Below are 21521 nucleotides of genomic sequence, written 5' to 3' on the forward strand. Positions count from 1 at the left end.
AACTTTAAAACTTAACCACTAGTTTGCCCTGTTGTACGGCAATTTCTTTGGTCATTTTAGCCATTAATGCTTGATTACTGTCGCGAGTGTCTAAAGTGTACACTGGCTGGTTTTCAAGATAATTACGTAAAAATCCCATTAGTTGTGGTGTTGCCTGGCTGATGTAGCGTTCAATATCAGCGGGTTCAGACTCAACTTTCACTAAGGTTAACTGTCGAAGATAGACACTCTTGGTATTACTGTCATACCAAGGCACTGCCTCAAAAGTCGTTTTCAGTTTTGCATGGATCGGTAAAAGTGGGTTGTTAACTGTAATCATTGTTGCTGCTGTCACTGCCATGGTATTTGGCTTAGCGCCCAACACGACCTGCATATCATTTAGCTTAAGTGATACACCAATTAACTTGTTGCCCTGTTTTACCTCAAAATGCATGTCTTTATTAAGGTACTGTTCAATTTCAGACTCGGTGATGCTGTACTGACTGGCACAGCCAGTCAGTAACAATAACAATCCCAGTCCAAGGGTTTTAACCAAGGTTATCATCCAGTGTTTCTCATTCCTGCTGCAACGCCGGCAATGGTCAGCATAAGTGCTAGCTGAACATCAGCAGACGGTTCAACTTCTCTACGTGTACGGGCTAATAGCTCGGTTTGTAAGAAGTTAAGTGGATCTATGTAAGGGTTGCGCAGTTTAACAGACTCACGGCTCCAAGGCGTATGTGACATTAACTCTGTCGCTTGGGTTAATGATAATACTGCTTCAATCCCCAATTGCAGACGTTGACGTAACTTCTCACCTAAATGATGTAACTCTGGCTTCACTAAACATAGCTCGTAGTACTTGGCTAAGTTAGGTTCTGCTTTGGTGTAGACCATTTCGAGCATTGAAATACGAGTTTCAAAGAAAGGCCATTGCTCTTCCATTTCACGCAATAATTCCAACTCGCCGCGATCTGCCGCATCTTGTAATGCTTCGCCAGCACCAAGCCAAGCGGGTAGCATTAAGCGGTTTTGTGACCAAGCAAAAATCCACGGAATCGCGCGTAAGCTTTCAATACCACCATCAACTTTACGCTTAGCTGGGCGACTGCCTAGTGGCAACTTACCGAGCTCAACTTCTGGTGTGGCAGATCTAAAATACTCAACAAAGTCCGGTTCTTCACGTACGATGCCGCGATAATGCAGTACTGACTCTTCAGCAATACGCTGCATGCAATCACGCCACGATTTTTTAGGCTCCGGTGGTGGTAACAATGTCGCTTCTAATACCGCTGAGGTATATAGCGCTAAACTTTGTACCGCTAATTTTGGTAAGCCAAACTTAAAGCGGATCATTTCGCCTTGTTCTGTCACACGGATGCGACCATCTACCGAACCTGGTGGTTGCGATAAAATGGCTTTATGAGCTGGTCCGCCCCCACGACCGATAGAACCGCCACGACCATGGAACAACATTAATTTAACGTCAGCTTTTTTACACACCGCAACTAACTGTTCTTGTGCACGATACTGCGCCCAGGCAGCTGCCATTACGCCGGCATCTTTAGCTGAGTCAGAATAACCAATCATCACTTCTTGCATGCCTTTGGTGTAACCACGATACCAATCAATATTCAGTAGCGAAGTCATACAGTCAGCGGCACCCTCTAAGTCAGCGAGGGTTTCGAATAATGGCACTACGCGCATTGGATTAGTGCAACCGGCTTCTTTTAGCAGTAATAATACGGTTAATACGTCAGATGGCTTGCTGGCCATTGATATCACATAAGAGCCCAGTGCATTAACAGGCTGCTGGGCGACTAAGTTGCAGGTTCTGACAACTTCAGCGACATCATCCGTCGGTTTCCAATTTGTTGGGATCAGTGGACGTTTACTGGTTAACTCGCGCAGTAAAAACGCTTGTTTTTCATTTTCGTCCCAATGGTTGTAATCACCCATACCCAAATAACGAGTCAGTTCAGCAATCACGTCACTATGGCGGGTAGCATCTTGGCGAATATCTAGGCGTAACATGTGAATACCAAAACACGCTAAACGACGTAAGATGTCGAGTAACAGGCCATTAGCAATCAGCTTCATACCACAATCGGTCAAACTCTTATAAAGCAGTTCAAGAGGTTCAAGCAAATCTGATTTATGCCAAATTAGCTCGCTGGTATCAACGTCAGGTTTTTTACCTTCAAGACGTGCGTTAAGGTAATCGATGGTGCCATGTAATTGGCAGCGTAATTTGCGTAACACATCGCGATACGGTTCTTTACTGTTATCTGTTAACGCTGATAATTCAGCATTCGCTTGTTCCATCGACAATTCGCCAAGCAAGCTCACAATATCTTTTAAGTACAATCTTGCTGCTGCATGACGATTGCGATCAAGTACTTCTTGGGTGACGAGAGACGTTACAAACGGATTTCCGTCGCGGTCTCCGCCCATCCAGCTTGAAAATCTCACCGGAGAGACATCAATAGGTAATTGCTGGCCGGTCTTTTGCTCAACTTGATCATTGAGTTGACGCAGAAAGTCAGGAATAGCTTGCCACAAAGACGTTTCGATAGTGCTTAAACCCCAACGTGCTTCATCTACAGGAGTTGGGCGTTCGTTACGAATTTCGTTGGTGTGCCAAATTTGGGCAATAAGCTGACGCAGACGCAGAGTGCTTTGTTGGCGTTCGCGATCAGTCAGTTGGCTGTTTTCTTGTTCCGTTAAGCAATCAACTACAGCCGCATATTTTTGAATTAGCGTGCGGCGTGAAATCTCGGTTGGATGCGCTGTTAATACTAAATCGATGTCTAAGTTTTTTAAGCTCTTAATTACATCTTTTTTATCTAAATCAGTATCAAGCATGCGTCCAAGTAGTTGCTCTACTGGATCGGGCACACACACGAGTTCGTCGCAATTACGGCTAATGGTGTGAAATTGTTCTGCGATATTGGCTAAGTTTAAAAATTGGTTGAAGGCTTTGGCGAAAGGGACCAGTTCTTCGTCTGGTAAAGCGGTTAATAATGCCAACATTTGCTCACGAGAGGCTTCGTCACCCTGGCGAGATTTTTTTGCTAAAATTCGAATTTGTTCTACTTTTTCTAAAAATGCATCGCCTAAATGGTTTTGCATTGTTTCGCCTAATATCTGGCCTAAATGCCCCACATTTGATCGAAGTGACGCATACATATCTGCCGTTTGCTCTGTCATACTTACTCCCGAAAAAAAGAACGATTTTGCCAATAACTCTTACATCACAATACCCAGCGTATCAAAATCGGTCAATACGCAGGCACTGTATTTTGTAATTTTATTTCGTAAAAAAGTTACATTTTGATTTAACTTTCACCGATTATTGATGTTTACTTAATGCAGGCATGAAAAATCATTTTTTTGATCAATTCTACCGTTGGCGTTAAGTATTCTAGGCCAATAAATTCATCTGGCTGGTGGGCTTGGTTAATGCTACCTGGGCCTAGTACTAAGGTTTGGCAACCTAGTTTGTTGATATAAGGTGCTTCAGTTGAATAGTTGACCACTTCTGCTTCGTTGCCAGACAATTCTGCAACGAGTTTGGTCCATGGATTATCTGCTTTTCCTGCAAACGATTCAGCGCCTGGGTACAAAGTACTGACACTTATGCTGCCAGGATACTCTTTACTGATGTCAGATAAGTAGTTCAACACCATTAATTCCAGATCCGCTAACTCCATTCCCGGTAAAGGGCGAATATCTAAGTGTAAATCACAACAACCACAAATACGGTTTGCGGCATCACCGCCATGAATATGGCCAAAGTTCATGGTTGGGTAGGGGACAGTAAACGCATCTTCGCGATAATTCTCGCTTAAGTGCTGCTTTAGCTTCATTAGCTGGCTAATGACTTTATGCATAACTTCAATAGCATTAAGGCCGCGAGCAGGATCAGATGAATGACCACTTCGACCAATCACGCGGATCCCTTGGGCTAAATGCCCCTTATGCATATAGACAGGTTTTAAGCTGGTGGGTTCACCAATAACCGCATAATCAGGTGCGATAACTTTTGAGTCGGCAAATGCTTTAGCGCCGCTCATGGTGGTTTCTTCATCTGCACTAGCAAAAATAGTCAGCGGACGTTTGAACTGATCCAACGGCATGTCTTTTAATGCTTCGAGTACCAACGCAAAAAAGCCTTTCATGTCGCAAGTGCCTAAGCCGTACCAACGATTGTCTTTTTCAACCATCTCAAATGGACTTTGGCTCCAACGGCCTTCATCAAAGGGCACTGTATCTGTATGGCCCGCAAGTAAAAGCCCACCACTGCCGCTGCCTATTCTGGCAATCAGGTTCTGTTTATTACGCGAGTCTTCGACCGTGGGGGTTTCGCATTCAAAACCCAGTTCACTGAACCAATTCTGCAACAAGTTGATAACTGCATGATTACTCATATCGTGTTCTGCTTCGAGTGCACTGACTGATGGTGCTGCAATCAGCTGTGTAAAACAACTTTTTAGATCTGGTAGTGTGCTCATGGGTTATCCTAAAAAATAATATGTAAAATACTTATTCACATATATTGCATAATTAATATTGTGTGATAGTCTAGCAAACAGCATTAACCGACACCATAAATAGAACGATAGAAATGAAAATAAACATGTGCTTTCTAACTGCTAAAACCACTATATCAATAATCAACGCGAACTTCCTGCGACGATAGTTCAAAATTAGGCGGCCCCCGTCTAAATAGGCTATGCTGACACTTTCTCTCATTATTTAAAAAGAAAACAAACTTATGAAAAGCATCGCAATTATTGGCGCCAGTGGTTATACCGGTGCACAAATTACCTCGTTAATTAACGCAGACTGCAACTTCAGCGTTCAAGGGTTGTATGTGTCGGAAAACAGTTTAGATAAAGGCCGTAAATTAGCCGACCTTTATCCTACATACAGCCACATGGCTTATACGCTTTCGCCGTTATCTGATGACGCTAAAAAGAAAATTGTTGCCGAAGCCGATGCCGTGGTTTTAGCGACTGAGCATTCAGTCAGCCTAGAGCTTGCTGCATGGTTTTACCAGCAAGGTTTAGCGGTATTCGATTTAAGTGGTGCATACCGTTTTGCCGATGTGGCGCAGTATCCTAAATGGTACGGTTTTGAACATACTCACCCTGATGTATTGGCTCAGGCGGTGTACGGTTTAGCAGAGTGGAACAGCGAACAAATTAAACAAACAAGAATGATTGCCGTACCAGGTTGTTATCCTACGGCATCACTTACTGCACTAAAACCGCTTAAACCATTCTTAACTGAAATGTACCCAGTCATTAATGCCGTTAGTGGTGTAACAGGTGCAGGCCGTAAAGCACAGTTACATACCAGTTTCTGCGAAGTTAGCCTTACACCATACGGTGTATTGGGCCACAGGCATCAGCCTGAGATAGCGACACATTTAGGTCAAGAAGTCATTTTTACGCCGCATTTAGGCAACTTTAAGCGTGGTATTTTGGCAACGATTACCGTGCAACTAAAACCAGGCACCACAGAAGCCGATGTCGCTAAAGCATATAGCGTGTACGACAACGCGCCAATTGTGACGGTAAAGCACAATCAATTCCCTAAAGTTGATGATGTGGTTAACACCCCCAATTGTCATTTAGGTTGGAAGTATGATGCCAACAGCGGTTATTTAGTGGTCGCCAGTGCGATAGACAATTTAATGAAAGGTGCTGCTAGCCAAGGGCTACAGTGCATTAAAATCCATTTCGGTGTGTAATTAACTCGCATTAGTGAAGGAATAAAAATAATGGCTACAAAATCAGTATTAGTCTTAAAAGTCGGTGGTGCGTTACTTCAATGCGAAATGGGCATGGCGCGTTTAATGGCAGCAGCAGCCGAAATGCTTGCAGCGGGTCAACAAGTCATATTAGTCCATGGTGGTGGTTGTTTGGTTGATGAGCAATTAACCGCTAACGGCAAAGAAACAGTTAAATTAGACGGGTTACGTGTTACGCCAGAAGATCAAATTCCTATTATTGTTGGCGCGCTAGCAGGTACCTCAAACAAAATTTTACAAGCAGCAGCTGCAAAAGCAGGCATTGTTAGTGTAGGCATGAGCTTAGGCGACGGCAATGTTGTTACTGCAAAAATCAAAGATGAACGTTTAGGACTCGTGGGCGAAGTTGAGCCAAAAGACGCCACCTACTTAAACTTTATTTTAAGCCAAGGTTGGATGCCAATTTGTAGCTCGATTGCCATTTCTAGCCAAGGCGAAATATTAAACGTCAACGCAGATCAAGCCGCAACAGCCTTAGCCAAATTAGTTAACGGTACGTTAGTGTTATTGTCAGACGTATCGGGTGTATTAGATGGTAAAGGTCAATTAATTCATAGTTTAAACAAAAGCGAAATCGAACATCTTGTTGCCCAAGGGGTGATTGAAAAAGGGATGAAAGTTAAAGTAGAAGCCGCATTGGAAGTTGCTCAATGGATGGGTAAACCCGTGCAAGTTGCTTCATGGCGCGATGCCGAACAGTTAAAAACCTTAGTCAAAGGTGGGTCCGTCGGGACTCAAATACAACCTTAATGGAGTAGTAGTATATGCAGCACCTATTGTCGATAAAAGAGTTAACTCAATCTCAGCTTTTAGCCATCATTGATCTGGCTAAAAAAATTAAGAATAACCCCGCTGAGTACCGTCGTGCTTTAGATGGTAAAAGCGTTGTGATGTTGTTTGAAAAGCCTTCACTGCGCACCCGAGTCAGCTTTGACATTGGCATTAATAAATTAGGTGGTCACTGCTTATACTTAGACCAACAAAATGGCGCGTTAGGTCAGCGTGAAACAGTAGCTGATTTTGCGACAAACATTTCATGCTGGGCCGATGCTATTGTGGCAAGAACATACTCGCACACCACCATCGAGCAATTAGCTCAACATGGCAGCGTACCGGTCATTAATGCTTTATCTGACTTGTATCACCCATGCCAAGCTTTAGCTGACTTTTTAACATTAGCTGAGCAGTTTGATGATGTAAGCCAAGCAAAACTGGCTTATGTTGGTGATGGTAATAACGTCACTCATTCATTGATTTATGGTGCAGCGATTTTAGGCATGACCATGACAGTGATTTGTCCTGAAGGGGCATTCCCTGATGCGCTAATCGTGACTGAAGCACAAGCGTTAGCAAAGCAAAATGGCGGCAAGTTAACCCTAAGCGCTGACATTAATGCCATTGAAGGCCATGATGCTATTTACACCGACACTTGGATTTCTATGGGTGATGAAACACCGCTTGCTGATATTAAAGCCCGTTTTGCACCGTACCAAGTTAATAGCGAACTAATGGCTCAAGCTGGCGCAAAATTCTTTATGCATTGCTTACCAGCACATCGTGGTGTGGAAGTGACAGATGAAGTGATGGATGGCGAAGGTTCATTGATTTTACATCAAGCAGAAAACCGCATGCATGCACAAAATGCAGTATTAGTGACCTTATTAAGTTAGTCACCTTATTTAAGTTATTCAAAAATTAAGACAATAATGCCGTTGGCGTTATTAACATTGACCATATACGTAATCGATTCTAGGAAATAAACATGTCTAATGCAGTGAAAAAAACCGGCGTTAAAAAAGTGGTATTGGCATATTCAGGTGGTTTAGACACCTCGGCTATTATCCCGTGGCTAAAAGAAACTTATGACGACTGCGAAATCATCGCATTTTGTGCTGACGTAGGCCAAGGCGAAGAAGAGCTCGTTGGTTTAACAGAAAAAGCCTTAGCATCAGGTGCTTCTGAGTGCCATATCGTCGATCTAAAAGAAGAGTTTGTTGCTGACTACATCTACCCAACTATCGCAACGGGTGCTATTTACGAAGGTACATACTTGCTAGGTACGTCAATGGCGCGTCCTATTATTGCTAAGGCGCAAGTAGAAGTAGCCCGTAAAGTCGGCGCTGACGCGGTATGTCATGGTTGTACTGGTAAAGGTAACGACCAAGTTCGTTTTGAAGGTTGTTTTGCTGCATTAGCACCAGACCTAAAAGTAATTGCACCTTGGCGTGAGTGGGAAATGCGTAGCCGTGAAGATTTATTGGCTTACCTTGCCGAGCGTGATATCAAAACTAGCGCATCAGCAACCAAAATTTACAGCCGTGATGCAAACGCATGGCACATTTCGCACGAAGGTGGCGAGTTAGAAGATCCATGGAACGAGCCATCAAAAGGCGTGTGGACATTAACAGTAGCACCAGAAGATGCACCAAATGAGCCTGAATATGTATCGTTAGCGGTTAAGCATGGTCGTGTGACTCATGTAAATGACGAAGCATTATCGCCATATGCCGCACTTATGAAGCTAAATGACATTGCTGGTAAACACGGTGTAGGTCGTATCGACATTACTGAAAACCGTTTAGTGGGCATGAAGTCTCGTGGTTGTTATGAAACACCAGGCGGTACTGTAATGTTTGCTGGTCTTCGTGCCATTGAAGAATTAGTGTTAGACAAAACTAGCCGTACTTGGCGCGAGCAAATTGCTGGCCAAATGTCGCACTTAGTGTACGACGGTCGTTGGTTTACCCCTTTATGTAAATCACTTATCGCAGCGTCAGAATCATTAGCTGAGTCAGTTAACGGTGATGTAGTGATTAAGCTGTATAAAGGCCAAGCGACAGCAGTTAAAAAGCGTTCGCCAAACAGCTTGTATTCAGAATCTTTCGCAACGTTTGGTGAAGATGACGTATACGATCAAAAACATGCTGAAGGCTTTATCCGTTTGTACTCTTTAGCGAGCCGCATTCGTGCGCTAAACACTAAATAGAGTAACGCCAACGATATAAAGGCGCTGCAAAGCGCCTTTCTTATAATGACTTTTGGCAAACAGAGAGTCATTACAAGAAAGAGAATATGACTTACAGCTATATTATTAAACACCCAGTTCTTAAAACAGTTTTCAAAACAGAGGATACCGACATGGCGTTATGGGGCGGAAGATTTCAGGGCGAAACCAGTGCACTTTTCAAGTTATTTAATGACTCACTGCCAGTGGATTACCGCTTATTTGAACAAGATGTAGTCGGTTCTATCGCATGGGCAGACGCCATTGCTAGCGTCGGTATTATTACTGCCAAAGAATGTACTGATCTAAAAGCAGCATTAAACGAATTGCTGGTGGAAGTAGGTAACGATCCTCAAGCTATTATTAGCAACGGCGCTGAAGATATTCACAGCTTTGTTGAACAAAAGCTGATTGCCAAAGTGGGCGATTTAGGTAAAAAACTCCACACGGGCCGTTCACGTAACGACCAAGTCGCCACAGATTTAAAACTGTGGTGCAAAAAAGAAGGCGCTGCATTACTTGCGCGTTTAGGTACATTACATGCAGAGTTGATTGCATTAGCCGAGCGTGAAGTTGACGCAGTGATGCCGGGGTACACCCATTTACAGCGTGCTCAGCCGGTTACATTTGGTCACTGGGCGTTAGCCTATGTAGAAATGTACGAGCGTGACATTAGCCGCCTGCAAGATGCTCTAAACCGTGCCGATTCATGTCCATTAGGTTCTGGCGCACTCGCTGGTACTGCTTATCCGATTGATCGCCACGCGTTAGCGGCGGCATTAAACTTTGCTCGCCCAACCTTAAACAGCTTAGACAGTGTGTCGGATCGCGACCATGTGGTTGAATTATGCAGCGCAGCGTCAATCAGCATGATGCATTTAAGCCGCATGGCTGAAGATTTAATCTTCTTCAACTCTGGCGAAGCTAACTTTATCTCACTAGCCGATGAAGTCACCTCTGGCTCATCTTTAATGCCACAAAAGAAAAACCCTGATGCTTTAGAGCTTATTCGTGGTAAAACCGGCCGTGTTTATGGCAGCTTAATGGGTATTTTAACCACCATGAAAGCCTTGCCATTAGCGTACAACAAAGACATGCAAGAAGACAAAGAAGGCTTGTTTGACGTAGTCGACAGCTGGGCTATTTGCTTAGACATGGCAGCATTAGTATTGTCGGGCTTAAAAGTGAATCGTCCACAAGCCTTGGTTGCAGCTCAGCAAGGTTATGCTAACGCAACTGAACTTGCAGATTATCTTGTGGCTAAAGGCATGCCGTTCCGTGAAGCACATCATGTAGTGGGCGAGGTGGTGGTATTTGCCATTGGTGAGCAAAAGCCGATTGAAGACTTAAGCGTGGCTGAGCTACAAAAATTTGCCAATGTGATTAGCGATGATGTGTATCCAAACCTTACGATTGAAGCGTGTTTAGAAAAACGTGATGTATTAGGTGGCACCGCCATCAATCAAGTGCAAGCGGTTATCGCGGCTAAAAAAGCATAGCCTTAAGAGCATAACGATAAGTATCTTTTTCGATAGCATCGAGATAGATATTAGTAATCAAGCCCTGTTGATATTTATCGGCGGGGCTTGTTTGTTTTCGCCACCAGAAACCATAAACCATAACTAGAGCACACTATAGAGCAGTCATTTATTTAGCCATGCAGCGTATGCAAGGTTGCGGTCGTTTGTATCGCTCTTATGTATTCAATTTAAGAACAATGCACATCAGGCTGTCACCACTCTAGCTATCGATTTTACTCATCGATTTTACTCATCGATTTTACTCATCGATATTACTCATCGATATTACTCATAAGATCGCCACGCCAACATTGGGTTAAATTTTTTTACAAGTTTGAGTAATTACTTAAAACATCTGTGTCAAATACTATAACGTCCCATTTAAGTTGTTATTGCCTACCACTAAATACTGGAATGCTAGCCTGTTTAAATTGTTATTTGTTAATTCAAACACTCGGTCTATTTTGACAATAAATAGGGCAATTTTTTGTGGTTGCATTGTTTTGATTCTGCTCTATGTTGATGTTGGAGTTGTAATAAAAAATCCAATATGAATAACAAAATAATAAAGTTCTGTTAACAGTGCTGTTAGCGCTGCAGCAGATAAAATAAGAGGACAACCCAATGACAAAATCGATATTTTTACTGTTGGCAGGCTTATTAACTGGCGCCGCTCAAGCAGCCGTTGGTAGCTACCCAGTAGTGTTAGTGCATGGCTTTCAACCGGATAATTTACAGAGTAAACCGACTGGTACGCAGGTAGCTGACAATGGCTCAGAGTACTGGGCGCAATATTGGCGTGATCGTGCTGATGCACGCATTGATTGGCCATCGCAAGAGCGCATTGCCAATAAAATAACCAGTCAGTATGTATGGCCTAAATTGCAACAGATGTCGCGAGAGGGGACATGTGCCAGCGGTTGTGTATTTGTGACCCATTCTACTGGCGATTTAGTGATGCGTTATATTATTGATAACCAAGCGCTATGGTTGCAAAACGCAGGTTTAAAGCCGCTTAATATTGTCGCCACATTTGACTTTTCTGGCGCGGGTGGTGGGGTTGAATTGGCTGATTTGGCGGTTAATGTCGCCAGTGGTTCAGGTTTGATAGATGCAACATTGAAACTAGCTGTGTCGTTATGGTTAGGAGAACTGCCGTCGTCATCCAATATTGGGGTATTGAATGATTTACGCGTAAATACTGCACGCCAATTGGCAGCGTTTCCTGAAAGTCGAGTACCACGTTTACGTTTTGCTGGGGCAGGGTCTGACTTTCTCGGTGTGACAGGGGCATTTTTACCCGGCGAAGATGATGGTGTTGTTGCCAGTCATTCTAGTTGTGGTGCCGCGGCCGTCGGCAGTTACAACAGTTGTTCGCGCAGTGTAGCATTTGATGGCAAGCTCACCTCTACTAATGGCCCTAGCGGATTTATGCCTTATCACTACCCAATGTTGATGAGTGAAGGCTATAGCCATGGCGACACTATTTTAAATAGCGCTAAAGATGAAGTAACTTCTGCCAATAGTAGTGCCAATTATCTCAATGGCGATAACTTGCAATTCAACACCTATGATGAAAAACGTGGCTGGTGGATATTTAGTTCACGTTATAGAGTGGTTAATCATTCGAATAAAACCAGTATGTCAGCGCTTGTGTATCAAGCGGCTAACTAAGCGTATATGAAATATAAAAAAATCATTATAACAATAGCCCTACTCGCTACGGCAGTAGGGTTTTGGGTTGACACTTCTGAGTCGGCACTTGAGCCACCTCAGAGTGCCGCTGTTATCGAGCAAGATGATACTGCGCCAACCAAGCCGAAAGTGGTAAAATCCATGCCAGCTAAAACGATGACCGTGGTTGAAAAGCTTCCACAACCGATCAGTAATAGTTTTCAGCTTATGGCAGAGGCTTATGCTAGCGAACTTGAGCTGCCATCTTACTCAATGCCTTTATCGGTTGATGATACGCACTTACTTAACCCCAATGCTTACATTCCTCAGCCGGTGCAACTCCAAGATGGAGCCAGTGCTAGCATTGTGTTGCCTAAGTATCGTTTCAGTTTTCCTGAACCAGTGGTCATTAATCTTGAAGTTAATGGCTTGCTCGTTACTGGGGCGAGTGCTGCATTACACAGCGAACTTACAAGTGGTTCGGAGCCGTTAATTAGCGAAACCATGCTAGGTGCCGATGGCAAATGGGCGATACAACTGAATGCTGAAGAGGATTGGAATGGTCCAATGGAGGTCAGTGTTACCTTTCGCGCTAAGGGCAAAAAGCAAACGTTAAAAACAGGCATAGAATATAGTCATCCTACGGCAACCATAACCGGAGTGGGGGATATCCGCGCTGAAGGTAGTGATATGTTGATACCGGTTAAATTGGATGTTGAGCAAGCGGGTTATTATCGTTTACGGGCCAATCTATATACAGCAGATAAGCAGCCGATTGCCTTGCTAACGGATTCCGACAAGCTGACTGAAGGCTCTGTGGTACTGGATCTTAAAGCCTATAAAGGGGTGTTAGCGCAATATAAAGGCCCTTATGTTCTGAGTACATTTGTATTGGAGCGCCGCCCAGCAGTACCCGGTGAATTAACTCAGTACGGCCACAGTGAGGAACCTGCCTACGAGTTAGGCGATTTTGCTGTTGAGTCGCTATCTGATGAGCCATGGCAACCCGATGAGCAAGAAATGCAGCGACTTGAGTTTTTGCAAAAAATGGCAGCAGACTAGGTTTTAACCATTGTTGTTTACATTATCTAAAGCCCGCATTAGCTAATAACGCAGGCTTAATTTATGTATATATAACGTCAAAGTAGCCATGTTTACAGTATTAATTTGTGCAAATAAGTAATGCGGTATGACTATAAAATGGATAGCCCACTTAGTTATTTTTGTTTCAACAGTATCAATGTGTTTTTAGATTATTTTGCGTTAAACATTTTATATTTTGTAGTGATACTACTGAAGAGCATAAACCTCGAATATATGAGGTTTATAATGTAAGGATGGTGTTAAATTGCCGCGGAATATGCAACCAAGTTACACAGGCTGTGTTTGCTGTACTTGGTTTCTGCCACCGCGTTTGGCGCAATACATAGCCATGTCTGCTCGGCTAAAAAGGTCTTGTATTACCTTGTCTCCGGCTGTTAAAGAGCTTACGCCAATAGACACAGTAACGTTAATGTTGTTATTTGTTTGAGTGGTGTGAAATGAGTGTTTGGCAATATGTTCTCGAATACGCTCAGCAATGATCATTGCACCTTCACCGTCGGTCATCGGTAAGATGATGGTAAACTCCTCACCACCGATTCTGGACAATGAATCTGATTGTCGCAGTAAATCACTGCATATTTGGGCAAACTGTTTGAGTATGCTATCTCCGCCATCATGACCAAAATTGTCATTAATCACTTTAAAGTAATCGATGTCGATAACCAACAATGATAACTGTTGATTAAACCTTATGGCTCTGGCGCATTCTTGTTTTGCCAGTTGGTTATATGAGCGACGATTATGCATGCCGGTTAGTTGATCGGTGTTAACTAAACTTTCGATTTGTTGATGTGCTTGTTCTAGTGATGTTTGTGCCTGTTTTAGGTTGGTGATATCTGCGCCCATAATAATGGTGTAACCACTGTCTAAGTTAATCCTGGTCATTTTAAACCAACGCCCATCAGACAGGTCTGTTTCATACTGGTTCAGAGCCTTTTCTGAATGCAGTTTATGCAGATTTTCCAGCCATTGTTCAAAATCATCAGTATTGATAATAACGCCTTGCTTAGTTTCCCAAGCGTGGCGTAATAAATCGCCTGATTTTTTGCCAATAGCATCTTCTGCGGTAGTGCCAAAGATGCTGGCGAAGTGCTGATTACAGTAGATAACTTCTTTATCTTGGTTGAGTACACCGAAACAATTTGGAGTGAGTTTTAATGCATCCAAGAGGATGGGCTCTAAATTGACTGGTGGACTTTGTGGCATAGGATACTCAACAATGTGACGATACTTGGGCGTAATTATAAAGGAAAAACGTTACTTTTTGGTAACAAACTAACCGGTGCTATGACTCTGTTGCTAGAGGAATAAAGCTTGTCCACTGTTTTTATTGACGTTTTTTAAATCGAGTAGGGGAAAATAAAATTATTTATCCCTCAGTCTAAAGAATGATAACGATGAGGCGCAGCAAGCATAAAAAAGCCCAGTCATTATCGCTAAGACTGGGCTGTTAATGCAGATTAATTACGCGTTAGTTAATGCGCTTTTTAGCTCGCTAGGTTTCATCGGAATTTTACGTAACCGTACACCCACAGCTTGATAGATTGCATTAGCAATCGCTGGAGCAACAGGGGTTACAGCCGGTTCACCTAAGCCAGATGGTGGCATTTTGCTTGGGATAAATTCGATGATAACTTCCGGTGTCTGACCTAAGCGCAGCGGAGTATAAGTATCAAAGTTTGAGTCTTTATACTGACCATTAAGCAGTTCAGTACCTTCATACAACGCCATAGATAATCCCCACAATGCAGCACCCTGGCATTGGGCCTCTGCGCCGTTAGGATCAACAATAATGCCGGCATCGATGGCGATAACCAATTTCTGCACATTGACAATACCGTTGCTTTTATCCACATGCACTTGTACTGCGCACGATACCCAGGTTGGCATATCACGTTCTTGGCCAAAGGTTGATGCAATGCCAAGCCCTGTATCTTTGGCTTGTGGCGTGCCCCAGCCAATCATCTCGGCAGCTTTTTTCAATACTGCGGCTTGGCGAGCAGCGCCACCTTCGGCAACGGGTGTGCTCCCAGCATTTCGGCCTTCGGCAATTAGCATGTCGAGGCGGAACTGTAATGGATCTTTACCCGCGTGATGCGCAGCTTCATCCATAAAGCTTTCAACAGCCCAACCTGTCCAGCCAGGTCCAACTGAACGTAACCAACCCGGTCTGAACGTTGCAATCGCAAGGTCATTCGATACAGCACGCACTTTTTGAGCGCCAACAGTGTACCAATGGTCTGCTCCGGCAATCGAAAACGGATCAAATGGTTCGCCATTAGTGCCTTTTGGCATAAACCCTGGTGCTAATACTTGAGTTGGCCAACCTGCTGTGGCGTGATGTTCCATTGCGGTAACCGCTTTTTTGTCATCAAACGCCATTTTTAACTGTTGAACAGATGCAGATCGCGCGCTATCAAATAACATGTCTTGTGGACGCATCATCACCATTTTAACGGGTTTACCGCCTAACGCTTTAGAGGTCAACGCAGCTGGAATGGTGTAATCGCCGTTAAGTCTGCGGCCAAAGCCACCGCCTAACATGTAGCTACGAATCACAATGTTAGCTTCTTCTTCGCCTAATGCCGTGGCCAATACGGGAAGGGTAAGCGATTGCCACTGACAACCTGAATGCACTTCCCATATGCCGTCTTGGTTTTTAAATACCAGTGCATTAAGCGGTTCCATTTGTGCATGGAGTACCGTGCTGGTGATGTATTCTTCTGCAATGGTACTTTTTGCACTCGCAAATACTGGACCAGTGTCAGTATTGCCTGTGTCTAAAATACTGCCTTTGGTTTGGTCGCCAAGTAATCGCTTACCATGAGCAATAATGTCTGCTTCAGACACGTTGGCCGTTTTACCTGCGTCCCATGTTACTTTCACGAGCTTCGAGGCTTTTTGGGCCGCATTAAAGCTGCTGGCGATAACCATTAACCAACCTGGCACACTGCCACTGGCATCATCTAGTATGATAGTTTGTTGATAACCCTTAACGGCTTTTGCAGCAGAGTCGTCAAACTTAACCACTTTGGAGCCATAACGTGTAGGAGGCAAAATAGGGTTGGCGTACACCATGCCATCAACTTTCGCGTCGATACCAAATATGGTTTTACCGTTAGTCTTGTTGGCAATATCAAGAGACGTCACCTGTTGGCCAACCAGTTTAAGATCGGCATTCGGCTTCAATGGCAGGGTTTTAAGTTCTTCTTCAGTAAACTGACGTGTTAAGCCTAGGGTGACTAACTCACCGTAAGACATTTCGCCTTTACTTGAGATTATTTTACCGTTACTGGCTTTACAGTCTTTTGCTGCAATACCCCATTTTTTAGCCGCAGCTTCAATTAACGCTGTACGGCCAGCAGCACCCGCTTGACGGTAAACTGGCCAGCTTTGCGAAATAGACCAACTGCCGCCGGTAACCATGTAACCCCAACGCGGGTCACTGTCGACATGGATAATCTCGACATCATCCCATAAAGCTTCTAGTTCATCAGCAAGAATACGCGCAATAGCAGTGCCGACATGTTGGCCCATTTCTGAGCGCATAATGTTGACTTTAATTTTGCCTGCGGTATCGATTGAGTACCATAAAGACGGTTCGTAAATATCGCCTTCGCTTGGGAGTACTTTACCGTCTGGGCTAGCAGGATCCATTGCCGCCATCAAATGGCGAGGAAAACCAAAGCTGACACCTACAGCGGTCATCGCAATTAAAAAACCACGGCGGGTTATACCAGCCGATCCACGTTTAGGCATTCTGCTCATCGTTGTTCTCCTTAATTGCGTTTGCAGCTTCATGAATGGCACCACGAATACGAACGTAGGTCATACAACGACATAAGTTTCCGCCCATCACTGCGTCAATGTCTTTGTCTGAAGGTTCAGGAATGTCTTTTAGTAGCGCTGCAGCTTGCATAATTTGACCCGACTGGCAGTAACCACACTGTGGTACCTGCAGCTTTTGCCAAGATATTTGCAATGGGTGATCGCCCTTTTCAGAAAGTCCTTCAATCGTAGTGATTTCGGCTCCTTCAACTGACGATATAGGGGTTATGCATGAACGTGTGGCACGTCCGCCAACATGGACGGTACAGGCACCACATGTACCAATACCACAGCCAAATTTTGTGCCGGTCATGTCCAGTTCATCACGAATAACCCACAGTAGAGGAGTATCACTCTCTACATCGGCAGTCATCGGTTTGCCGTTTAAAATAAATTTTGCCATTGTCACTTCTCCAGTGAATTAGTGCTCAAATCGGGGTTGATTGCGGATCTCGCCCACTTGTTGTTGTAATTTCGGCCAGGTGTTTTCCCCAGCTGCTTGACGTAAATAAGCCGCTATAGCAGTAATGTCTTCATCGCTAAGAGCATCACGGAACCCTGGCATTACCACACCGCTAATGCCTTGATCGCTGCGCACGCCATCCAGTATTACGTTAATTAGGTTAGTTGGATCATTAAGATGTGTTGCCGAGCCGATAGTAATTAATGGACGACCTTTAACTAACTGGTCGCTGTTGTAGTGGCATGCTTGGCAAGCTGTAGCATATAAGCGTGCACCTTCATCAATCCGCTGATCCGGTTGTTGATGTTGTGCCGCGATAGCTGCTTGTAACGTGCTACTTGAGTCAGGATCGTCGGTGTTGTTGGTACGGGCAATTTCAGCAAAGTAACCACTAATGGCTTCTATGTCACTGTCTGGAAGGGCTGATAAGCCTTTGTGCATAACTGGCGCCATTGGGCCTGCCGCACTTCCATGGTAAGGCGAGTTACCCGTAGTTAGGTATTCATAGAAGTCTTGTGCGCGCCACGGGATAGGTGAAGTGCTTGTTGATGTTAATGATGGTGCTATCCAACCATCAATGGCTGCACCTTGGTACATTTGGTCGTACTTTTCGCCGCCCAACGCATTACGTGGAGTATGGCATGCACCACAGTGAGCAATACCTTCCGCTAAGTAAGCACCGCGATTCCATTCGGCAGATTGCTTGCTGTTGACCTCAAAAGCTTGGGTATCAGCAAACAACAGTTTCCAACCCGCCTGAAACCAGCGGATGTTGAGCGGAAACGGAATACCGTTATCTTTTTTAACTTGGTTAACTGCTGGAACAGACGTCATGATGTAAGCGTAAATAGCGTTAATGTCATCATCGGTCATTTTATTAAAGTGTTCAAAAGGGAATGCAGGTAATAAATGGTGTCCATCGCGGCTCACACCTGTGCGCATGGCGCGAGCGAAAGCGGCTTGTGACCAGCCACCAATACCGGTTTCAACATCGGGAGTGATGTTACTTGAATAAATGGTGCCAAAGTCAGTATGCATTTCATAGTTACCAGCATAGGCTGTGCCACCAGGTGGTGTATGACAAGTACTGCAATAACCTGCTGCGGCAAGGATTTTACCCTGTTCGATAACTTGTGGAGAATAATCAGTTTGAGTTGGTACGACGGGATCAATTGCAGGGTGCCAAGCATATATACTGAATATACCGAGTCCAACAATAGCTGCGCCACATACGCCGTAAACGATGCGCTTTAGCATATTACATTGCCTTATTTTAAATAAAAAATGATATAGAGAAGGGAATATCTCATCTAAACATTCCCTGTTCGACTGCGTATTATTATTGTGATTGGTCAAATATTAATCCTATGCAAGGTATAGCCCTTTGTCCAGCATTGATATTGACTGATCTGTTATTGTATTAGAATAAAATAATACAGTACTGCGCTGACGAGTAACATGTGGATTGTTAAATAAATTGATTTCGTTAATTCACTGTTAATTCACAGTTTTCAAGGTTGCTGCTATGTTGCGGTAATCTTAGTTATCTATGATTAAAATGAGTAGCCATGCCAGATTCATAAAGTGAGGAAATACTGCCGAAAAAACGATTATTGGCCATTAAGATATATGTCGGTGTTTATTAACTATTTACTCATCTGTGACCAGATGATTTTATCGCTGAGCAGGTACTCAATATGGTGATTATGTACCTCGGCGATTATGTCCCCTCAATATGATTGTTCATTGCAATAGTTTCCACAATCATGATTAAGCCACAATATATCGCTACAGCACTTTTAGATCTCATTCTGACAGTTATTCCTTAGTGCTTGAGCACAATCAACTTGTATTTAGCAAAGATATTCTGGATAATTAATGCAAATCATTATCATTTGCGTTAAATGGCTGGAGATCGAATTAGATGGAACTCGTCAGTGTATCTTCTTTATGGCTTGGTTGTTTGTTTGCCTATTTGGCATCTGACAAGCAACAGCTTATTAGTTTGCCTTTTCCTAAATTACTGGCTTGGAGCTTATGCGGTTTATCGGTGGTATTTGCAGTATGGGGATTTAGCCATACTTACAGTGTATTAGTCGCCAGTTTGGTGGTGCTGATTTGCATGATGACCATGTGGATATTACTGGTGCTGGTGGCCTCGCACTATAAAGGTCGTAGTATCTGGGTGAGTTCGTTAGGCTTTGCGCTGTTTGTCAGTATCTTACTTGTTGGGGTTAAATAACCATGTGGCCTAAATCTGTTGCTGCATTTTTGTGGGGATTATTACTGGCGATCAGTTTAATGCTCATTGTTTTTCGAACATTACCGGCTGCAGTAGATGTAAAACTATTTGTTGGGCTAATGCTGGGTTTTTGTGTGTGGGTTGGGGTGATGACATTTTGTTATAGCCGCAACAGCGCAAAAGCGGCGAGTGTCGTATGCGCAAAATGGCTTGTGGCCAGTAGCCTTATTAATACGTTGTTATTTTATTCGCAAAACTAACTATTTTTTTCTCAAACCTAAGTCATGAATACCTCAATGAAACCAGACTCTCCCGTACAGCACAAAGTCGTTAAAAATCTCATCGAAGCCCACAGTTGGCTTGGGTTAATTATTTCACCTTTACTGTTTTTGGTATTTTGGGCTGGCGCGGTGACCTTGTTTCACGATGAAATTGCCCAGTGGGCCATTACGCCTCATCATCCAGTCGATAATACCCAAGCAGATATTCCTTTAGCGAAACTGGTAGAGCAAAAGTTGGCTGAATACCCAGTAGATCAAGCTGGCCGATTTCGAATAAATATGCCGACTGAGCTAGTACCTTATTATATTTTTTACTTCGATGTGTTTGGAGATACTCCGCAATCGGACCGCCAGTCGATGGCGATATTGGTTGACCCTAAAAGCGGCGAAACCGTTGCGGGCAAAGATGACTTTTACTTATCGCAATTTATTTACCGCTTGCATTACAACCTTGATTTACCCGGTGGCAGTTATCTTATTGGGGTCGTGACGCTGATTTTTTTGTTTGCACTCGTGTCAGGTATTTTTATCCATGCGCGTAAATTACTGAAACATTTCTTTTTGTATCGGGTTGATAAACAGCGCCGGGATAAATTACTCGATCTTCATACTGTAGTCGGAGTAATGACAATTCCCTTTACCTTGATGTATGCGCTAAGCGGCTTGATCCTTAACTTGGCCATAGTGTTCCAACTGGCTTTTGTGGTGTTTATTTATCAGGGCGATCGACAAGCATTGTTTAACGATGCCGGTTTTAATCGTACCAGCGAACCGCGAAGTGAAACGTCACTGGATATGAGCAATGCATTTACCTTAATTGAACAAACTAAACAGCAATCGAATTTTGAGTTACGTAATATTATTTTCCACCATTACGGCGCCGATAATGCTCTGGTACAAGTGCGTGGAACCGACACGGTTAATTTTGCTCAACGAGATGAAGTGACCTACCGGGTGCAGGATGGCACTGTGATGGATAAGGTTAATGCCGATAATTACAATGTATTCCGCCAGGGTAGAGATGTATTAGTGACATTGCATTTTAGTAATTTTGCTGGCTTAGATATCCGTATTTTGTACTTTATTTTGGCGATGGCCATCAGCGCCATGATTGTTACCGGCAATATGTTATGGATAAATAAGCGCAGTGCTCAGCGCCAATCTTCACAGCGCAGTATTGCTATAGTAACCGCGATGACGATTGGTGGCTGTGGTGGCATTATTGTCGCGACAGCAGTTGGATTTTTGTGTGAGCGACTATTACCTGCAACCTTATCAGGGCGAAGTGAATGGTTAGTGGGGTGTTTTGTAACGTCACTATTGCTCGTTATGTTGTGCAGTATAAAAGTGACCGATATTAAGCGTCATCTCAGCCAGTTGCTGTTACTCACCAGTGGCATATTAATCATCACGATTGTTGCAGATTGGCTGTTATTTTCTGAGCAAATAATAGCGTTATGGCAAAGTGGTTATCATGGGGTCATCGGGATACAAGTTGGCATGATGCTGGTAACGGCAGTGTGTTTATTGACCGCCAATAAGTTAGGTGTATCACCTCGGTCGCAGCCAGCAATGGTTAAAAATATTACTCCCGCTAATGGATAGCGG

Annotated in this window: 17 protein-coding genes; 10 read left to right on the forward strand and 7 right to left on the reverse strand. The window is 43.7% G+C overall.

What is annotated here, in order from left to right:
- Positions 1 to 4: 4 nt before the first annotated feature.
- From SFRI_RS01010 to argE, 3 genes are all read right to left on the reverse strand, one after another.
- Positions 5 to 544: a YceB family lipoprotein gene (locus SFRI_RS01010; RefSeq protein WP_011635678.1), complete on the reverse strand. Its 540-nt coding sequence runs from the start codon at positions 542 to 544 to the stop codon at positions 5 to 7.
- On the reverse strand, positions 541 to 3189 hold the full coding sequence (ppc, locus tag SFRI_RS01015) for a phosphoenolpyruvate carboxylase (protein ID WP_011635679.1): 2649 nt from the start codon (positions 3187 to 3189) through the stop codon (positions 541 to 543). Before ppc ends, SFRI_RS01010 begins: the two co-directional genes overlap by 4 nt.
- A 152-nt stretch (positions 3190 to 3341) precedes the next feature.
- Positions 3342 to 4493, reverse strand: coding sequence for an acetylornithine deacetylase (gene argE / locus SFRI_RS01020; protein ID WP_011635680.1), 1152 nt, complete (start codon positions 4491 to 4493; stop codon positions 3342 to 3344).
- Positions 4494 to 4756: 263 nt separating this feature from the next.
- Here argE and argC point away from each other — a divergent pair, with 263 nt between their 5' ends.
- From argC to SFRI_RS01055, 7 genes are all read left to right on the forward strand, one after another.
- Entirely contained in the window at positions 4757 to 5737 is a 981-nt protein-coding gene (argC, locus tag SFRI_RS01025) for an N-acetyl-gamma-glutamyl-phosphate reductase (protein ID WP_011635681.1), read from the forward strand.
- Positions 5738 to 5767: 30 nt separating this feature from the next.
- Positions 5768 to 6547 carry an acetylglutamate kinase gene (gene argB, locus SFRI_RS01030; protein ID WP_011635682.1) on the forward strand — a complete coding sequence of 260 codons (780 nt, stop codon included), beginning with the start codon at positions 5768 to 5770 and terminating at the stop codon, positions 6545 to 6547.
- A gap of 14 nt (positions 6548 to 6561) precedes the next feature.
- Positions 6562 to 7467 carry an ornithine carbamoyltransferase gene (locus SFRI_RS01035; RefSeq protein WP_011635683.1) on the forward strand — a complete coding sequence of 302 codons (906 nt, stop codon included), beginning with the start codon at positions 6562 to 6564 and terminating at the stop codon, positions 7465 to 7467.
- A 92-nt stretch (positions 7468 to 7559) separates the two neighbouring features.
- Positions 7560 to 8783, forward strand: coding sequence for an argininosuccinate synthase (locus SFRI_RS01040; protein ID WP_011635684.1), 1224 nt, complete (start codon positions 7560 to 7562; stop codon positions 8781 to 8783).
- 152 nt (positions 8784 to 8935) lie between these two features.
- Positions 8936 to 10300 carry an argininosuccinate lyase gene (gene argH / locus SFRI_RS01045; RefSeq protein ID WP_041413279.1) on the forward strand — a complete coding sequence of 455 codons (1365 nt, stop codon included), beginning with the start codon at positions 8936 to 8938 and terminating at the stop codon, positions 10298 to 10300.
- Between the two features lie 645 nt (positions 10301 to 10945).
- Positions 10946 to 11995 carry a hypothetical protein gene (locus tag SFRI_RS01050; RefSeq protein WP_011635686.1) on the forward strand — a complete coding sequence of 350 codons (1050 nt, stop codon included), beginning with the start codon at positions 10946 to 10948 and terminating at the stop codon, positions 11993 to 11995.
- A gap of 6 nt (positions 11996 to 12001) precedes the next feature.
- The gene (locus tag SFRI_RS01055; RefSeq protein WP_011635687.1) at positions 12002 to 13057 is read left to right on the forward strand and encodes a hypothetical protein; all 1056 of its coding nucleotides are present in this window, start codon (positions 12002 to 12004) and stop codon (positions 13055 to 13057) included.
- 309 nt (positions 13058 to 13366) lie between these two features.
- Here SFRI_RS01055 and SFRI_RS01060 read toward each other — a convergent pair whose 3' ends face one another.
- The 4 genes from SFRI_RS01060 to SFRI_RS01075 form a co-directional block, all read right to left on the reverse strand.
- Positions 13367 to 14305, reverse strand: coding sequence for a sensor domain-containing diguanylate cyclase (locus SFRI_RS01060; protein ID WP_011635688.1), 939 nt, complete (start codon positions 14303 to 14305; stop codon positions 13367 to 13369).
- A gap of 258 nt (positions 14306 to 14563) precedes the next feature.
- Positions 14564 to 16867 (reverse strand): xanthine dehydrogenase family protein molybdopterin-binding subunit, encoded by a 2304-nt coding sequence (locus SFRI_RS01065; protein ID WP_011635689.1) that lies wholly within the window; start codon positions 16865 to 16867, stop codon positions 14564 to 14566.
- Positions 16851 to 17330: a (2Fe-2S)-binding protein gene (locus SFRI_RS01070; protein ID WP_011635690.1), complete on the reverse strand. Its 480-nt coding sequence runs from the start codon at positions 17328 to 17330 to the stop codon at positions 16851 to 16853. The genes SFRI_RS01065 and SFRI_RS01070 overlap by 17 nt, the downstream gene beginning before the upstream one ends.
- A gap of 18 nt (positions 17331 to 17348) precedes the next feature.
- Complete coding sequence (locus tag SFRI_RS01075; RefSeq protein ID WP_011635691.1) at positions 17349 to 18647, reverse strand: cytochrome c; 1299 nt, start codon at positions 18645 to 18647, stop codon at positions 17349 to 17351.
- A 667-nt stretch (positions 18648 to 19314) separates the two neighbouring features.
- Between SFRI_RS01075 and SFRI_RS01080 the strand changes: the two genes are divergently transcribed.
- The 3 genes from SFRI_RS01080 to SFRI_RS01090 are packed head-to-tail and all read left to right on the forward strand — an operon-like array spanning position 19315 to position 21518.
- On the forward strand, positions 19315 to 19632 hold the full coding sequence (locus tag SFRI_RS01080) for a hypothetical protein (protein WP_011635692.1): 318 nt from the start codon (positions 19315 to 19317) through the stop codon (positions 19630 to 19632).
- A 2-nt stretch (positions 19633 to 19634) separates the two neighbouring features.
- A complete protein-coding gene (locus SFRI_RS01085; RefSeq protein ID WP_011635693.1) occupies positions 19635 to 19892 on the forward strand; it encodes a hypothetical protein in 258 nt (85 codons plus the stop codon).
- A 36-nt stretch (positions 19893 to 19928) separates the two neighbouring features.
- Positions 19929 to 21518 (forward strand): PepSY-associated TM helix domain-containing protein, encoded by a 1590-nt coding sequence (locus SFRI_RS01090; protein WP_049763501.1) that lies wholly within the window; start codon positions 19929 to 19931, stop codon positions 21516 to 21518.
- The last annotated feature ends 3 nt before the right edge of the window (positions 21519 to 21521 follow it).

It is taken from the genome of Shewanella frigidimarina NCIMB 400, from assembly GCF_000014705.1.
GTDB lineage: Bacteria > Pseudomonadota > Gammaproteobacteria > Enterobacterales > Shewanellaceae > Shewanella > Shewanella frigidimarina.

Coding starts and splice junctions, on each gene's coding strand:
- argH (WP_041413279.1), top strand. CDS start 8,936: ATGGCGTTATGGGGCGGAAGATTTCAGGGCGAAACCAGTGCACTTTTC.
- SFRI_RS01085 (WP_011635693.1), top strand. CDS start 19,635: ATGTGGCCTAAATCTGTTGCTGCATTTTTGTGGGGATTATTACTGGCG.
- SFRI_RS01035 (WP_011635683.1), top strand. CDS start 6,562: ATGCAGCACCTATTGTCGATAAAAGAGTTAACTCAATCTCAGCTTTTA.
- SFRI_RS01080 (WP_011635692.1), top strand. CDS start 19,315: ATGGAACTCGTCAGTGTATCTTCTTTATGGCTTGGTTGTTTGTTTGCC.
- argB (WP_011635682.1), top strand. CDS start 5,768: ATGGCTACAAAATCAGTATTAGTCTTAAAAGTCGGTGGTGCGTTACTT.
- SFRI_RS01040 (WP_011635684.1), top strand. CDS start 7,560: ATGTCTAATGCAGTGAAAAAAACCGGCGTTAAAAAAGTGGTATTGGCA.
- SFRI_RS01010 (WP_011635678.1), bottom strand. CDS start 544: ATGATAACCTTGGTTAAAACCCTTGGACTGGGATTGTTATTGTTACTG.
- argE (WP_011635680.1), bottom strand. CDS start 4,493: ATGAGCACACTACCAGATCTAAAAAGTTGTTTTACACAGCTGATTGCA.
- SFRI_RS01065 (WP_011635689.1), bottom strand. CDS start 16,867: ATGAGCAGAATGCCTAAACGTGGATCGGCTGGTATAACCCGCCGTGGT.
- argC (WP_011635681.1), top strand. CDS start 4,757: ATGAAAAGCATCGCAATTATTGGCGCCAGTGGTTATACCGGTGCACAA.
- SFRI_RS01055 (WP_011635687.1), top strand. CDS start 12,002: ATGAAATATAAAAAAATCATTATAACAATAGCCCTACTCGCTACGGCA.
- SFRI_RS01050 (WP_011635686.1), top strand. CDS start 10,946: ATGACAAAATCGATATTTTTACTGTTGGCAGGCTTATTAACTGGCGCC.
- ppc (WP_011635679.1), bottom strand. CDS start 3,189: ATGACAGAGCAAACGGCAGATATGTATGCGTCACTTCGATCAAATGTG.
- SFRI_RS01070 (WP_011635690.1), bottom strand. CDS start 17,330: ATGGCAAAATTTATTTTAAACGGCAAACCGATGACTGCCGATGTAGAG.
- SFRI_RS01060 (WP_011635688.1), bottom strand. CDS start 14,305: ATGCCACAAAGTCCACCAGTCAATTTAGAGCCCATCCTCTTGGATGCA.
- SFRI_RS01090 (WP_049763501.1), top strand. CDS start 19,929: ATGAAACCAGACTCTCCCGTACAGCACAAAGTCGTTAAAAATCTCATC.
- SFRI_RS01075 (WP_011635691.1), bottom strand. CDS start 18,647: ATGCTAAAGCGCATCGTTTACGGCGTATGTGGCGCAGCTATTGTTGGA.